This is a genomic window from Priestia sp. SRI_019 (genome assembly GCF_057586255.1).
In genome coordinates this window covers 377,938-393,426 of sequence record NZ_JBYCZN010000002.1, presented here as the reverse complement: position 1 = coordinate 393,426, position 15,489 = coordinate 377,938, and the positions used below count along the sequence as shown (strand labels likewise).

Annotated in this window: 13 protein-coding genes; 11 read left to right on the top strand and 2 right to left on the bottom strand. The window is 36.7% G+C overall.

From position 1 onward, the window contains the following. Positions 1-369: 369 nt before the first annotated feature. Positions 370-1,770, top strand: a complete 1,401-nt coding sequence (locus tag AC2YJL_RS12310; protein WP_195693878.1) for an amino acid permease — start codon at positions 370-372, stop codon at positions 1,768-1,770. A gap of 64 nt (positions 1,771-1,834) precedes the next feature. Here AC2YJL_RS12310 and AC2YJL_RS12305 read toward each other — a convergent pair whose 3' ends face one another. After that, positions 1,835-3,043: an MFS transporter gene (locus AC2YJL_RS12305; protein WP_013057095.1), complete on the bottom strand. Its 1,209-nt coding sequence runs from the start codon at positions 3,041-3,043 to the stop codon at positions 1,835-1,837. A gap of 256 nt (positions 3,044-3,299) precedes the next feature. Here AC2YJL_RS12305 and AC2YJL_RS12300 point away from each other — a divergent pair, with 256 nt between their 5' ends. From AC2YJL_RS12300 to AC2YJL_RS12260, 9 genes are all read left to right on the top strand, one after another. Next, complete coding sequence (locus AC2YJL_RS12300) at positions 3,300-3,761, top strand: MarR family winged helix-turn-helix transcriptional regulator (protein WP_251568122.1); 462 nt, start codon at positions 3,300-3,302, stop codon at positions 3,759-3,761. Continuing rightward, positions 3,758-6,427: an MMPL family transporter gene (locus AC2YJL_RS12295; RefSeq protein ID WP_251568125.1), complete on the top strand. Its 2,670-nt coding sequence runs from the start codon at positions 3,758-3,760 to the stop codon at positions 6,425-6,427. The genes AC2YJL_RS12300 and AC2YJL_RS12295 overlap by 4 nt, the downstream gene beginning before the upstream one ends. Before the next feature lie 263 nt (positions 6,428-6,690). After that, complete coding sequence (locus tag AC2YJL_RS12290) at positions 6,691-6,855, top strand: hypothetical protein (RefSeq protein WP_016764155.1); 165 nt, start codon at positions 6,691-6,693, stop codon at positions 6,853-6,855. 283 nt (positions 6,856-7,138) lie between these two features. Continuing rightward, complete coding sequence (locus AC2YJL_RS12285) at positions 7,139-8,287, top strand: ABC transporter ATP-binding protein (protein ID WP_195693872.1); 1,149 nt, start codon at positions 7,139-7,141, stop codon at positions 8,285-8,287. A gap of 79 nt (positions 8,288-8,366) precedes the next feature. Beyond that, positions 8,367-9,353: an SIS domain-containing protein gene (locus AC2YJL_RS12280; RefSeq protein WP_251568127.1), complete on the top strand. Its 987-nt coding sequence runs from the start codon at positions 8,367-8,369 to the stop codon at positions 9,351-9,353. A gap of 116 nt (positions 9,354-9,469) precedes the next feature. Beyond that, the gene (locus AC2YJL_RS12275; protein WP_251568129.1) at positions 9,470-10,756 is read left to right on the top strand and encodes an ABC transporter substrate-binding protein; all 1,287 of its coding nucleotides are present in this window, start codon (positions 9,470-9,472) and stop codon (positions 10,754-10,756) included. 15 nt (positions 10,757-10,771) lie between these two features. Continuing rightward, entirely contained in the window at positions 10,772-11,653 is an 882-nt protein-coding gene (locus AC2YJL_RS12270; protein ID WP_043982525.1) for a carbohydrate ABC transporter permease, read from the top strand. Further along, positions 11,653-12,537, top strand: coding sequence for a carbohydrate ABC transporter permease (locus AC2YJL_RS12265; RefSeq protein WP_487374772.1), 885 nt, complete (start codon positions 11,653-11,655; stop codon positions 12,535-12,537). The genes AC2YJL_RS12270 and AC2YJL_RS12265 overlap by 1 nt, the downstream gene beginning before the upstream one ends. Before the next feature lie 15 nt (positions 12,538-12,552). Then, on the top strand, positions 12,553-13,395 hold the full coding sequence (locus AC2YJL_RS12260; RefSeq protein WP_251568132.1) for a fructoselysine 6-kinase: 843 nt from the start codon (positions 12,553-12,555) through the stop codon (positions 13,393-13,395). A 41-nt stretch (positions 13,396-13,436) separates the two neighbouring features. Here the strand turns inward: AC2YJL_RS12260 and AC2YJL_RS12255 are convergent, their stop codons facing one another. After that, positions 13,437-14,168, bottom strand: a complete 732-nt coding sequence (locus AC2YJL_RS12255) for a GntR family transcriptional regulator (RefSeq protein ID WP_013057106.1) — start codon at positions 14,166-14,168, stop codon at positions 13,437-13,439. A 294-nt stretch (positions 14,169-14,462) separates the two neighbouring features. On the opposite strand from AC2YJL_RS12255, the gene AC2YJL_RS12250 reads away from it, so the two are divergent. Then, positions 14,463-15,482, top strand: coding sequence for an STAS domain-containing protein (locus AC2YJL_RS12250; RefSeq protein ID WP_195693862.1), 1,020 nt, complete (start codon positions 14,463-14,465; stop codon positions 15,480-15,482). Positions 15,483-15,489 lie beyond the last annotated feature (7 nt).

Genomic DNA, 15,489 nt, shown 5'->3' with positions numbered 1-15,489 from the left:
GATAAAACATTCATCGTTCTGTAAATAATCTCTATGTCAGGAATTTATATCTGAAGATAGTTAGTAAAAAAGTTATTTAAAAAAAATATAAAATAATTTTTCATAATATTATTTTTATTCAAACTTATTATACGTAAGCATAATGATAATCTCTTTATTTAGTTTATAAATACAAAATAGAGCAATAATAAGAAATCGCTTACAAAAACTCTTGAAATATATATAATGATATTAGTATACTAATAGACAAGTTAGTAATTATTTCTATATAATTACTACTGTATCTGAAGTGAAAACGCGCAGGCAAATGGGAAAGACGTTATTTTCAAGTTTTTAATGGATGAGTGGCAACAGAAAGGAGAGAGTGCAATGGGAAAACTATTTAAAAAGAAGTCAATCGAGCAATTATTAGAACAAAGTCAAAACAAATCTCTAGTCAAAACATTAGGAGCATTCGATTTGACTCTTCTTGGTATTGGAGCCGTAATCGGAACGGGGGTTTTAGTATTAACAGGCTTAGTAGCTGCTAACGATGCTGGGCCAGCCGTTATTTTTTCTTTTATATTGGCTTCTATTGTATGCGGTTTTGCAGCGCTGTGCTATGCGGAATTTGCTTCAACTATACCTGTATCTGGGAGCGTTTACACCTATACATATGCAACCATCGGCGAAGTGGTAGCGCACTTAATGGGATGGACGTTGCTTTCTGTCTATTTGTTAACGATGTCAGCAGTAGCAAACGGCTGGTCTTCTTATTTTAACAACTTTTTAGAAGGCTTTGGTTTTTCACTGCCAAAAGAATTGATTACAATCCCTGCAAATGGAGGCCTAGTAAACCTTCCTGCTATTTGTATTACGCTTCTTATTACATGGCTGCTTTCAAGAGGAACAAAAGAAAGTAAAAAAGTGAATAACTTTATGGTGCTTGTTAAATTGTTTATTATCCTTCTCTTCATTATTGTAGGAGCTTTTTATGTAAAACCGTCTAATTGGACACCTTTTATGCCTTATGGAATTGAAGGTGTTGTGACAGGGGGAGCGGCCGTATTTTTTGCTTTCTTAGGTTTCGATGCCTTATCTACATCAGCAGAAGAAGTAAAGAATCCGCAGCGCAATTTGCCCATTGGAATTATTAGTTCACTTGTGATCTGCACGATTATTTATGTAGCAGTATGCCTTGTTATGACCGGAGTTGTTTCGTACAAGGAACTGAATGTCCCAGAAGCAATGGCCTATGTTCTCCATTCAGTAGGACAAAATGCAGTGGCAGGAGTTATTGCTGCAGGAGCTGTCATCGGAATCATGGCTGTTATTTTCGCCTACATTTATGCAGCAACACGCATTTTATTCTCAATGAGCCGCGACGGCTTGTTGCCAAAAGCATTTGCTAAAACAAATGAGAAAACGGGAGTTCCGAGTCTTTCTACTTGGCTAGTAGGGATTATCGGAGCGTTAATTTCAGGGTTTATTGATCTAAAAGAACTTGCGAATTTAGCAAATATCGGAGCTCTTTTAACTTTCGGCATGGTGGGCGTCAGCATTATCATCTTACGTAAAACGCATCCAACTTTAAAACGTGGATTTACAATGCCGTTTGTCCCGGTTTTACCAATTTTATCTGTATTATCTTGTTTATTTTTAATGATTAATCTTCCTAAAACAACATGGCTGTATTTTAGCATATGGATTGTGCTTGGTATAGTTGTATATGTCGGTTATTCTCGTAAACACAGTCGATTAACAAGTAAAGAAATGAAAAAAGCGAGTTAAAAGTAAAAAAGAGCCTTTCAGCAAAGAAAGGCTCTTTTTTACTTGTTGTTCGGTTGTTAGACAGTTAGGACGATTGTTCACTATGTTTTTTGCGTGTTTCCACAATAAAAAGACAAGTGCTGATAACAAAAGCCGTTCCTACAAAAATGGCGCCGACCCAAGGAAGTGAAGTAAGTCCCATATGGTTAATAATTACGCCTCCGAAAAAGGCGCCAAAAGCATTTCCTAAGTTAGCAAACGAATGATTCGAAGTAGAAGCTAAAGCAGGTGCTTCCTGTGCTAAGTTCATAATTTTCACTTGAATACCAGGCATTACAGCAAATGCTGCTGCCCCCCAGAAAAACAGCGTGATAATCGCTGCTGTTGGGCTTTTAACGGTAAACGTAAAAATAGTCAGCACAATACAAAGAAAAGCAAATATACCTACAACCGAAGGCATTAACTTCCAGTCTGCTAGCTTGCCTCCAACAACGTTTCCGAGCGTAACTCCGCATCCATATAATACAAGTATCCACGTAACGCTATGTTCACTTACTCCCGTAACGTCTTCAAGAAGCGGTGTAATGTACGTAAATACAGTAAATAAACTACCGCATCCTATTGCGCTTAAAAGAAGCATCACAAGAAGTTTTGGTTGAGTAAAAGCAGCAAACTGCTGTTTTAGACCCGTTAATTTGTCTTGACCAAGCTTTGGGATAAACAGAATAATACCAATAAATGCAATAATCCCCATGATCGTAATAGCTCCAAACGAAGCTCTCCAGCCTAAGTGTTGCCCAATGAATGTTCCCACAGGAACGCCGATTATATTTGCAATGGTTAAACCTGCCATCATTGTTGCCACAGCACTTGCACGTTTATGAGGTTGTACGAGCCGTGAAGCAATAACAGCGCCTACTCCAAAGAAAGTACCGTGACATAATGCCGTAACTAAACGAGCTCCCATTAAAATTCCATAGCTAGGTGCAATAATAGCAATCGCATTTCCGAGAATAAATAAAAGCATAAGTAAACAAAGCAGAAGCTTTTGAGGAAGTCGATGAGTAAAAATGGTTAAAATTGGCGCGCCGATTGCTACTCCTAAAGCATAGCTTGTAATTAGCTGACCAGCAGTCGAAATGCTAACGTGAAGGTCTTCCGCAACGTTAGGCAATATCCCCATAATAACAAATTCCGTCATTCCAATAGCAAAAGCTCCAAGAGTCAATGAGATGAGAGCAATTGGAAAGGAATCTTTCTTACTGACCTGCTCATTAGCATGCATTGTATTCATGTGTGATCACCCTTTCTGTGTATAAAATTTATATCTCCTTGAAAAGAAGTCAATTACTAATAATACTTAAGTGATGGAGCTTTGACAACCAAAAAAGCTGATGTAAGCGGTATCTTTAGAGATTTCTATTTATCTTTATCATATATGAAGACAGTCAGACATAAATTTATTGACAGAATAAAGTTTAGTCCTATAAACTATTTTTAAAGTTAAATAGTTTATACCTATAAACTAAATGAGCAAAGGAGGGAAAGAAGTGACAAAAAGCAAGTTATATCAAGCTGTAGAACTTTTTGAAGAAGTGCTGTTTGTAGGAACAGAAGTAATTCATAGAGAGCTCAGCCATAACCTCTTTGAACATGTCTCTAGGCAGCAGTTTGATTTGTTAAATAGTTTAATGATTAAAGGTCCATCTTCACCTGGCAGTCTTGCTGTCTTGCAAGGTGTTCATAAAAGTGCTATTTCGAATCGAATCAAAAAGCTGCTCGAAAAAAGGCTTGTGGAGTGGGACACTAATGAACTAGAGAGCGATAAACGTTCTAAGCTTATTAAGATTACGGCTGAAGGAGAAAAGGTAATAAATGACGGAAATGCCGCGTGTTTTAGTATCATTGAGAATTTGTTTGATGATGTAGAAGAAGAAAAAATAGATACATTTATTGAAATTCTTACAATGGCAAAAGAAAAGTTAACTACAAAAGGGGAAAGCAAAGAATGAAATTTATTGTGAAATTTAAATGGGTGATTGCGGCCTTTATTTTAGCTTTAACAGTTATATTGATGCTAACGTCACCAAATTTAACAAAGCTCGCAAGTGAAAAAGGGCAGTCTCAGCTTCCCGACGATGCCGTTTCATCCAGAGCCAGCCAAATTCTAAAAAATGCTAGAGAAGACAGTAATACCATCAGCATGGTCATCAAGTTAGATAACGCATTAGATAAAGACAGTGAGAAACAAATACAGAAAATCATTGATAAGACAGAGAAAATTAAAGGTGTAAAAGATGTCACAACGCCTTTAACAGATGATCAAGATGTTCGTAATCAATTAATGTCTAAAGACAAAAAAACCGTTTTAGTTCCGGTTACTGTCAGTGGATCGGATGAAAAAGTTGAAAAAATAGCAAATCAGATTTATGATAGCGTACCAAAAGACACTACGGCATATGTAACAGGTGCATCTCTTATTAATCAGGATTTTGCACACAGTTCAGAAGAAGGGTTAAAGAAAACGGAGTTTATTACTATCTTTTTGATTTTAGGTTTGCTTTTACTCGTTTTCCGTTCAGTCGTGACGCCGTTTATTCCTATTTTAATTGTGGGAATCACATACTTAATCAGTCAATCGTTACTAGGGATTTTAGTTAAAAATGTCGATTTTCCAATCTCAACGTTCACGCAAACGTTCTTAGTAGCTATTTTGTTTGGAATTGGTACGGATTACTGCATTCTTTTACTTAATCGTTTCCGTGAAGAATTGGCAAACGGACATGATAAAGTAGAGGCCACGATCACGGCTTATCGTACAGCAGGAAGAACGCTATTTATCAGCGGAATTGCCGTATTTATTGGGTTTGCAGCCATTGGATTTGCCAAGTTTGCCATTTTCCAGTCGGCTGTCGGGGTAGCAGTGGGCGTAGGTGTACTGCTAGTCATTTTATTTACTCTGCTTCCACTTTTTATGGTTACGCTTGGAGAAAAATTATTTTGGCCGTCTAAAAAAGTGGCTTCTCATAGCGATAATAAGCTGTGGGGCTTTTTAGGGAAAAAGGCAGTGGCGCGACCGTTCGTGTTTTTAGTCATTACAGCGATTATTACCGTGCCTTTTATTGTCACGTACGACTCAAAAGTATCGTTTGATTCTACTGCTGAAATAAGCAGTGATTATAAATCTATAAAAGGACTAAATGCTATCAGTGATGCACTGGGAGAAGGAAAAGCGTTTCCTGTCAATGTTATTATTAAAGGAGATAAAGAGTTAACAAAGGCGGATGTTATTCCTTATTTAGGAAATATAAGCAAAGCAATTGAAAAAGTGGATCACGTGGATTCTGTTATGACTATCACACAGCCTACCGGAGAAAAGATTGATGATTTATATGTTAATTCACAGCTAGGCTCTGCATCAGATGGAATCAAAGATGCTGTTAAAGGAATCGGAGATGTACAAAAAGGATTAAGTGATGTTGAAAAAGGGCTAAATCAAATAGCTGACCAAACGGGTTCTGCTTCTAAAGAGAAATCTGGCGGGTCGCTTGCACCTGCTGCAGATGGATTAGCTCAAATTAATCAACAGCTGCAGCTTGTCAGCACTCAGCTCTCTACAACAGGAAATGTGCAGCAAGCGGTTCCGCAGCTTGTTGCAATCAGTAAACAGCTTACTACCATTCAAACTGGTCTCCAACAAGCAAATGAGAATCTTTCAGCTCAGCAAGGTCAAGTTGGAGCGTTATCAGACAGTATCAATCAGTTAGCAAAAGGCGTTAACAGTGCGAATGACGGACTGACGAAGATCTCAGATGGCTTAACAAAAGCAACAGATATGCTTGATAACATGAGTGACAGCTCAACAGTTAGAGATACGGGTATTTACCTTCCAGCAGAAGTGATGAAAGATAAAGGGTTTAAACAATCCATCGATAGCTATTCTTTTGCAGATGGAAAAGGAGTTAAGCTCAGTGTAGTGCTCGATCAAAATCCATATTCTGAAGAAGCCATTTCAACCGTAAAAAATATTGAAAAAGCGGTGGCAAGCGAAGTCGTTGATACGCCGTTTGAGCATACAGAAATTGTGTACGGAGGGGTATCGAGCTCAAATGCGGATTTAAAAGATTTATCTACAACGGATCTTTCACGCACAATGGTTATTATGATGATTGGATTGTTTATTGTGCTGACCATTTTATTCCGTTCAATGATCATGCCTGTATACATGATTGCTTCACTGCTGCTTACGTATTATACAGCAATGGGAATCTCAGAGCTTCTATTCGTGGATATAATGGGGAATGACGGAATCAGCTGGGCTGTGCCATTCTTTAGTTTTGTTATTTTAGTTGCCCTTGGAATTGACTATTCTATTTTCTTGTTAGACCGTTTTAACGAAGAAGTAAAAAGCGGCGTATCAGAAGGGATGGTTACGTCCATGAGTAAGATGGGATCGGTTATTATTACTGCTGCTATTATCTTAGCTGGAACGTTTGGGGCTATGATACCATCGGGTGTATTAACACTTGTTCATGTAGCAACGGTTGTTATTATTGGTCTTTTACTTTATGGCCTTGTTATTCTTCCCCTTCTTATGCCAGCGATTGTCGTAACGCTTGGAGAAGGAAATTGGTGGCCGTTTCTTCGAAAAAAAGAAAAACACAAAGTAGAAGAATAATTTGTATATGATAGCTGTATCAAAAATTAGATATTTGTTAGGAAATAGTGATAGACGCCTGTATAGCGTTAAACATTATATAGGGTAAAAATGAAGGATAGATGAGCGTCATAAGACTGCTTTATCTATCCTTTTTGTATTATTGGAAAACGTGAGTATAGTTTAAAAGCACAATCAAGCAGGTGCTGTTATAAATACACCTAGTCGAATAAAAGACCTCTCACCAGGAAAACCTATAGTCAAAAACATGAGGGAGGTTTTTTATGAAATTTGTAAATTTCTTAGCTAATCAGCGAGACAAGCGACGGGAACAAATGCGCGAAGCAGGAACATGTCCAGATTGCTTAGGGAAACGATTCCACCATATTGGACTTTATTTTGTGCATGTTTATGAGTGTCCAAGCTGTCAAGGCAAAGAAGATATGTAATAAAATCTTCAGAAATAAGGCAAAGGCAGTCTCTATGCAGATTATGATGTGAAACCTTTTTATTTTTTTGAAGGTGAACGGTTGCTTGTATGTTTTGTGTTAGCAACCTTTACATATTTATTTTCTGTCTAACTAGATTCGATTAGTATAGTCATTAAGTTACTTTAATGTCTCAAGTTAACAATTTAAATAAAAAGGAGGAAAGAATTAAGGATTAAGGAAAAAGAGACGCGTAACTTGCAATAATGTATCTCAAACTTTAAATATAAGGAGCTGAGGTGAGATGACAATGTTACATTTAGATAAAGTATATAAAATATATGATAAAAAAAATATCGCCGTAAATGATTTTAACCTTCAGATCGGAGAGAAAGAGTTTGTTGTATTTGTTGGACCTTCAGGCTGTGGCAAATCTACTACGCTGCGAATGATTGCAGGTCTAGAAACGATTTCAAAAGGTGATTTTTACATTGATGGAGATCATATGAACGAAGTAGCTCCAAAAGATCGTGACATTGCTATGGTCTTTCAAAATTATGCTCTTTACCCTCATATGACTGTTCGAGAAAATATGGCATTTGGTTTGAAATTAAAAAAAATAAAGAAAGACGAAATTGATAGACGGGTAAATGAAGCAGCCAAAACATTAGGTCTAGAAACATATTTAGATAGAAAGCCAAAAGCTTTATCCGGAGGGCAGCGTCAGCGAGTTGCTTTAGGTCGTGCTATTGTTCGGGCAGCAAAAGTTTTCTTAATGGATGAACCATTATCTAATTTGGATGCGAAGCTGCGAGTACAAATGCGTGCTGAGATTATTAAACTGCATCAAAGGCTGCAAACAACAACAATCTATGTGACGCATGATCAAGTGGAAGCTATGACAATGGCTACTCGCCTAGTGGTTATGAAAGACGGGATTATTCAACAAATCGGAACCCCTCAAGATATTTACAAACATCCTAGGAATGTATTTGTAGGCAGTTTTATTGGATCACCCGCAATGAATTTTTTTCGGGGATATCTCCAAGGCACTTATTTTATAATGGGAGAAACTAAAATACAGCTTCCTGATTTTCTAATACACGCTTTACATTCTCAAGGTCATAATGAGAAAGAAGTCATAATGGGTGCGCGTCCTGAACACATTATATATCATAAAGAGGATAGTAAGAGAGAGTTGAACGATGAGTTTTGCTTCACTACGACACTAGATATGATAGAGGTACTAGGTGCTGAAACAATTTTATATGCTAGTTTAGAAAAGCAAACGTTTGTGGCTCGAGTGCCTCTTTTATGTGAGTTTGAAGCAGGGGACAAAGGCGTTTTTTCGTTGAATTTAACCTACGTTCATTTTTTTGATGGAGAAACAGAAGAGCGCATTTCTACAAATATAGATAAAAAAGTTAAATATTCTGATAAATGTATTGACTAGTTAATGTTTACAGTTTAACATAACAATATATAACATTACATAATGTTGTATATCATATTTTATTTAAGGAGTGGGGAAAATGAGCAGAACAGTAGTGAATGTAAAAAGTGATGTGCAAGCCGTATTAAACGAATTAAAAAGCAAGCAAATTCGTAATGTGTTTTTCGTCGCATGTGGAGGATCTTCTGCGATCATGTATCCAGCTAAGTATGTACTAGATCGAGAAGCTCAACATATTACATCCGATTTGTATAGCTCGAACGAATTTATCCACCGCAATCCGCAGCAGCTAGGAAAAGACTCCTTAGTTATTTTATGTTCCATGTCAGGAACAACTCCTGAGACTACAGAAGCAGCTAAGTTCGCTAAAAGCAAAGGCGCTTATGCTGTAGCCTTAACAAATGAACCTACTTCACCTTTAGCACACAGCGCAGATATTTTTATTAAGTATGAGTGGGGCAATGACATCGATGCTTTTGAAACAAACTTAGGCGTTTTATATCAGCTTGTATTTGGTCTCTTATACGTAGCAGAAAAAAATGATAAATTTGCAAAGTTAGTTACTAGCTTAGAAAATCTACAGTCTGTTTATGAAAAAGCTCTAGAATACGAAGCGAGCAACGCAAGAAAATTTGCTGAATCACATAAGTCTGAACCGGTTATTTATACAATGGCCAGCGGTTCGAACTATGGAGCAGCCTATTCATTCAGCATCTGTATCTTAATGGAAATGCAATGGATTCATTCTCACGCTATTCACGCTGGAGAGTATTTCCACGGTCCATTCGAAATTATTGATGAAAGCGTACCTTTTATCATCCTAGCTGGACTAGATGAAACAAGACCTTTAGAAGAACGCGCCTTATCATTCTCTAAACGATATGGAAAGAAATTAACTGTTCTAGATGCAAAAGCATATGACTTCGAAGGAATTGATAAAGGTGTGCAAGGGTATATCGCTCCTCTTGTATTAAATCGTGTACTGCGTCAGTATGCCGAAGAATTAGCCGAAGCACGCAATCACCCTTTAAGTAAAAGACGCTACATGTGGAAAGTAGAATATTAATAATCTCCTAATAAAGATAGAAATCTGTATATTTTCCTTACGAGTTATACTATAATGTTATAAAACATTATAGTATAACTTATATATGAAAGCACTTACAATAAGGGGGTTTCTATATGAAAAAGACAAATTTAATCTTAGCCTCACTTTTAAGTTGTTCTTTAATGCTCGGGGGGTGTGCTGGAAAACAAACGTCTTCAGACTCAGACACAGGAAAGACAACATTAACATTCTTTCACAGATGGCCAAAAGAACCTGAAAAAAGCTACTTTGAAGAAGTTGTAAAAGAATTTGAGAAACAGCACCCTGATATTGATATTAAAACAGAAGCCGTCTTAAACGATTCATATAAAGACAAAATTAAAGTTATGACAGGCACTAATACCCCTCCTGATGTGTACTTTTCTTGGAGCGATGAGTTTGCTAGACAATTTGTCAGAGGAAACAAAGCCTTAGATTTAACCTCTTATTATAAGAAGGATTCAGCGTGGTCTTCCAAGCTTGTTCAATCTCAAATTAAACCATATACCGTTAATAAGAAAATTTACGGTGTTCCTGTCACAATGGACGGGAAAATGTTTTTTTACAACAAAGATATCTTCGATAAATTAGGATTAAAAGCGCCTACAAACTGGAACGAGCTACTAAATGTTTTAAGCGTTTTAAAAAAGAAGCATTATACAGCTTTAGAATTTGGAAGCCAGGATACGTGGACCATTTCTCACTACGTAGGAACCTTAAATCAGCGCATGGTAAAGCCCGACGTTCTTTCAAAAGACTATAATTCAAAAACTGGGACATTCACAGATAAAGGCTATGTAAGAGCTCTAGAAAAATTAGAAGAATTAGTTCCTTACTTTAATAAAAATACAAACTCGATTGATCATGAATATGCAAGACAACAATTTTCAAATGGAAAAGCAGCTATGTTTTATGCTGAAACTGCTGAAATTAAGCTTTTCGGTCCAACTAAATTTAAGATTGGCATGTTTAATTTTCCTAAAGTGGAGGATGGAAAAGGAAATGCTACTAATTTAACTGGATCACCTGAAGGGTTTATGATTTCTTCTAAAACCAAGCATCCAAAAGAAGCGATGGAATTTCTTGAATTTTTAACATCAAAACAAATGGGTGAAAAGCTAGTAAAAGAAGTAGGGAAATACAGTGCAGTAAATGATACAGCGAACAGCAGTAATTCAACACCGGAGCAATTAGAAGCAGTAGATAATATTTTACAAGCCGAAGAGATGGCTCCATGGTTTGATATGGCAATCGATGCTCGAATTGCAGATGCTTATTTAACAGGGGCTCAGCTGATGCTAAATGCTGATAAAACACCTAAAGAAGTAATGAAAGATGTGCAAAAAGCTGCAGCGAGTGTTCGTGCTGAATCTAAAAAGTAAGGAAGTGAAAAAGCGATGTTAAAACGCAATAAGCTAACCCCTTATTTATATCTTCTTCCTGCTTTTGCTTTTTTACTACTCGTGTACATCCCTATTTTTCAGAATATTTGGGATAGTCTTTATGAGTGGAGCACATTTTCACCAGACAAAGTTTTTGTAGGAATAGATAATTATGTGCACTTATTTAAAGACCCTGTCTTTTATCAGGCACTCAAAAATAATATTCTTTATGCGGTCATTTCAATTATTTTTCAAGTGGGTGGCGGTCTAATTGTGGCTGCCGTTTTAGAAGATAAACTTATTCGAAGGTTTTCTCCTTTTTTTCGAACGGTTTATTTTTTACCAGTAGTCGTTTCGATGACCGTTATTGCCTTGTTGTTTACTTTTTTTTACAATCCTGAAGTAGGGCTCTTAAATCAAATGCTCAAAATGATCGGATTAGACTCATTGGCAAAACCTTGGCTAGGAGATAGTAATACGGCTATTTATGCAGTTATTGCTGTATCTCAGTGGCAATCTATCGGCTATATCGCCATGCTGTATATTGTAGCGATACAAAAAATCTCACCTGAATTGTATGAAGCAGCTGAAATAGACGGCGCTAATAAATTTAAAATGTTCTTTCATATTACTGTACCGCAAACAAAAGAAATGACATTTGTTGCTGTTATTTTAACGCTTACTGGTGCTTTTACAGTATTTAATGAACCTTATATTTTAACAGGAGGCGGACCGGGTACATCATCTGAAGTGCTAAGTACGTATTTATACAAAACAGCCTTTTCGAAAGATATGATGGGCTACGCTTCCTCAATTGCTACTGTCATTTTAATTATTACACTGCTGATTTCTCTTGTTCAAATGAAAGCATTTAAAACAGGAAAGGAAGACGCTTGATGCAGATGCCTAAAACAAATGTCACCTTACCTAATGTTGTCAATACAGCCACTAGAGAAAGAAAAAAGAAGAGGTACACAGGTGTAACGATAGTATATGTCGGATTGATCGTCTATTTTATCATCATTGCGTATCCTTTGCTTTGGATGATTATAAGTTCTTTTAAAAGCACGGATGAAATCTTTACTCACAGCTGGTCTATGCCGCATACTTGGCTAATTGAAAATTACGTGACAGCGTGGAAAAGTGGAATATCTTCTTACTTTTTAAACAGTGTGTTCGTCACGGGCGCGTCTTGTTTTTTGACGGTCCTGGTCAGTGCATTAGGAGCTTATGGACTATCACGCTTTGAGTTTCAAGGAAAAGCTTTTGTCCTCATTATATGTCTCGGAGGGCTTATGCTTTCTCCTCAGGTAAGTTTAATCCCTTTGTATAGCATTATTCAAAAACTTGGAATCTATAATACACACTTGGCACTGATTCTGCCTTATGTTGCTTATCGAATTCCTTTAACCATCTTGTTAATTCGAGCTTATTTTCTTTCGATTCCAAAAGAACTGGAGGAAGCGGCTCGTTTAGATGGATGTACAAGCTTGGGGATTTTATTTCGAATTTTCATTCCAATGAGCACGCCCATTTTATTAACAACGACAATTTTGACAGCTTACTACACATGGAATGAATTTATGTTTGCCATTATCTTTATCGACGATGACAGTTTGCGTACAATCCCAGCAGGATTAATGCAATTTAGAGACGCTTTGCAAACAGATTGGGGGGTATTACTAGCTGGACTGACCATTTCAGCAGCACCGATTGTTATGTTGTTTTTGTTTATGCAAAAATACTTTATCCGTGGCATTGCTAACGGAAGTGTTAAATAATAGGAGGACAAGCAGATGAAACTAATTGGAGTAGGGGATAATGTAGTAGATTACTATAAAGATCAAGGAAAGATCTATCCGGGCGGCAACGCGCTAAATGTGGCCGTATTTTGTAATAGATTGAGTCATAATCAGTCTTCCTATATGGGAATCGTGGGGAATGACGAATCGGCAGAACATGTAGTAAATACTCTGCAGCAAGAAAAGATGGAGATTAGCAGAGTAAGAAGAGCTGTAGGAGAGAATGGAATGGCGGTTGTAACACTTGATGAACAAGGTGATCGAATTTTTGTAGGATCAAATAAAGGAGGCGTTCAATCTAGATTAAAACTAATGCTGAATGAATTGGATTTAACCTATATCCGCCAGCACGATCTTCTTCATACGAGCGTTTTTAGTCATTTAGAATCTGACCTTCCGTTGCTACATAAAATCATTGATATTTCCTTTGATTTTTCTACAAGATACGATGAGGAATATTTACAGCAAGTATGTCCATATATCAGCTATGCATTTTTCTCAGGAAGCAGCCTGCCAGAAGAAGAGTGTATGGATTTAATAAAGCGAGTACACCTGTTAGGAACCAGTGTCGTATGCGTGACAAGAGGAGAAGATGGAGCTTTATTATCAGTCGAAAACCAATTATTCAAACAGCCTATAATCTCTACAAAAGTGGTCGATACATTGGGTGCTGGAGATTCTTTCATCGCCGGTTTTCTTTCTTCTTATCTACTAGAAAAAAACATAGCAAAAGCTCTCCATAATGGAGCATTAGTGGCATCACAAACTTGTCAAAATTACGGAGCTTTTGGATATGGAAAAGAATATCATACAGACTGTGCGATGGTTTTAAAATGAATAAAATAGCGCCTTTGCTTTTGAAGCAAGGCGCTATTTTATTAAGAATTAGAACTGTCTATAGTGAACGTAACGCGATTCGCAGGATAGTGTAGAAAAGATGAATGAATCGGTCTTTTTTGTGCATCATACGCCACTTTTTCCACTTTAAACAGCGGCTCTCCGACTTCACATTCTAAATGTTTTGCTTCATCCACATTTGCAAATACCATGTTCAATAATTTTTTATTATGAACCGGAGCAATATTGTACTTGTTTTTTATAGTATCGTACATTGAAACTGAATTATGGACGTGCTGATCTAAGTGTGGTAACAATTCTAAGGAGTAGTGAGAAATTTCTAAGGTAAGAGGCTGGTCATCATAATACAGGATGCGCTGCAGTTCAAGGACTTCACTTTCTGGAGGGATGGATAACATCTTTGCCACATGAGCTTTTACAGGTTTTATACCAAAAGACAAAATTTTAGTCTGCGGTACTTTCCCTAATTCCGACATATACTCTGTATGTCCATTAACGGCAAACAGCTCTCTCTTAGCTTTTGGATATTGAACAAAGGTTCCTTTTCCTTGCTGACGTATCAGAAGGCCTTCTTCTACTAAATCTAATACGGCTTTTCTTACCGTAATCCGACTTACTCCGTATATATCGCACAAATCCGTTTCAATTGGAAGTTTTTCACCCGGAGTATAAACTCCTTTATTAATATCTTCTGTAATAGCCTGTTTTAACTGCATATATAAAGGCGTAGAGCTATGAGTATTTAGCTTCATCTTTTTCCTCCTCTTTCCTAAATACTTTCTTTTGAATATAATTATATTATAACGTAATGTGATGTTATATTACAATTTGCTTTTCTTCCTTTTTATCATGTATGTTTGATACAAAAGAAAGAAAAGTTGGCGAATTCAAAGTTCTATAGCATTCACCTTTCTTTTCTATTAATTGAAAACATGGGTAATGGTTAGACAAGCAATAGAAAATATGCAACAATTTTTATTACCAGCTTCTTCAACATAAGATAAAATATAAAGAAGGTAAGAACTTTATAAAAAGGAGATTCCGCCATGGGTGAAAAAAAGAATATTGATATAGGTGGTCTTAGTTTTGCTTGGGATTTAGAAAAAGGACAATTTAGCTTTGAAGGAGAAGATGCGATCCTTTTTTGGATTTCTTCTGCGATGAAAACATTGTTTGACACAATCGAAGAAATATCTGGAGAAGAGGCAGCTTCTGTAGTACTGGAAACCACTGGTTTCCGACAGGGATTAGTAGTAGGAGAGTACTTTCAAAATATGAAAGGCGTAACGGTTTTTGAAGCGGCTGAGTTAATTACCAATACATACGCTTCGGCTGGATGGGGAAAAACTACTATCAAATATTTAAATCCTGAAAGTAAAACTCTATCTGCTGAATTAAAAGACAGTTGGGAACATAAAATTAACGTTGCGCAAAAGAAAACAAAGGGAGGAAATTTTCTTCCGGCCCATTATGCAGGGATTTTCACAGGACTATTCGGAACAAATATTTGGTACAAGGTGATTCAACATCAAATAGAAGAGCATGAATGCACCACAGTAGAATACTTCCCTTCTAACATTGATATCACTCAAAATATTCATCAATTAGCCAGAAGAAAAGAAGCGCAGAAAATAGAACATTTGCAAAACATTGTAGCAGAAAAAACAGCAGAGTTAAAAGATCTTATTAAAAAGCTTTCTTCTCCTATTATTCCGGTTTTGGAAGGCATAGTCGTCGTTCCTTTGATTGGCAAATACGACGAGGATCGAACGGAAGATTTGATTGTCAATACATTAAATAACCTTCCAAAACATCAGGCTAATTATCTTGTGCTGGATTTAACTGGATTGGATAAAGAACTTACTGAATATACGGCAAGTCTTATTGAAAAATTAGGTGCAGCAGCGTCCCTGATTGGTACGAAAACAATTTTAGTAGGGATTTCTGCCGACTTAGGCTTAGTTATATCAGAGACCCACATTGATTTATCAAAATATGATTGTTTTCAAACATTGCAGCACGGCATTCATTATGCATTGGCACAAAGCGGACGAAGCATTGTTTAAAAGATAT

Bases quoted from the DNA above. Each gene is read 5' to 3' on its own strand.
- AC2YJL_RS12310 (WP_195693878.1), top strand. From the start codon at position 370: ATGGGAAAACTATTTAAAAAGAAGTCAATCGAGCAATTATTAGAACAA.
- AC2YJL_RS12305 (WP_013057095.1), bottom strand. From the start codon at position 3,043: ATGAATACAATGCATGCTAATGAGCAGGTCAGTAAGAAAGATTCCTTT.
- AC2YJL_RS12295 (WP_251568125.1), top strand. From the start codon at position 3,758: ATGAAATTTATTGTGAAATTTAAATGGGTGATTGCGGCCTTTATTTTA.
- AC2YJL_RS12290 (WP_016764155.1), top strand. From the start codon at position 6,691: ATGAAATTTGTAAATTTCTTAGCTAATCAGCGAGACAAGCGACGGGAA.
- AC2YJL_RS12285 (WP_195693872.1), top strand. From the start codon at position 7,139: ATGACAATGTTACATTTAGATAAAGTATATAAAATATATGATAAAAAA.
- AC2YJL_RS12280 (WP_251568127.1), top strand. From the start codon at position 8,367: ATGAGCAGAACAGTAGTGAATGTAAAAAGTGATGTGCAAGCCGTATTA.
- AC2YJL_RS12275 (WP_251568129.1), top strand. From the start codon at position 9,470: ATGAAAAAGACAAATTTAATCTTAGCCTCACTTTTAAGTTGTTCTTTA.
- AC2YJL_RS12270 (WP_043982525.1), top strand. From the start codon at position 10,772: ATGTTAAAACGCAATAAGCTAACCCCTTATTTATATCTTCTTCCTGCT.
- AC2YJL_RS12265 (WP_487374772.1), top strand. From the start codon at position 11,653: ATGCAGATGCCTAAAACAAATGTCACCTTACCTAATGTTGTCAATACA.
- AC2YJL_RS12260 (WP_251568132.1), top strand. From the start codon at position 12,553: ATGAAACTAATTGGAGTAGGGGATAATGTAGTAGATTACTATAAAGAT.
- AC2YJL_RS12255 (WP_013057106.1), bottom strand. From the start codon at position 14,168: ATGAAGCTAAATACTCATAGCTCTACGCCTTTATATATGCAGTTAAAA.
- AC2YJL_RS12250 (WP_195693862.1), top strand. From the start codon at position 14,463: ATGGGTGAAAAAAAGAATATTGATATAGGTGGTCTTAGTTTTGCTTGG.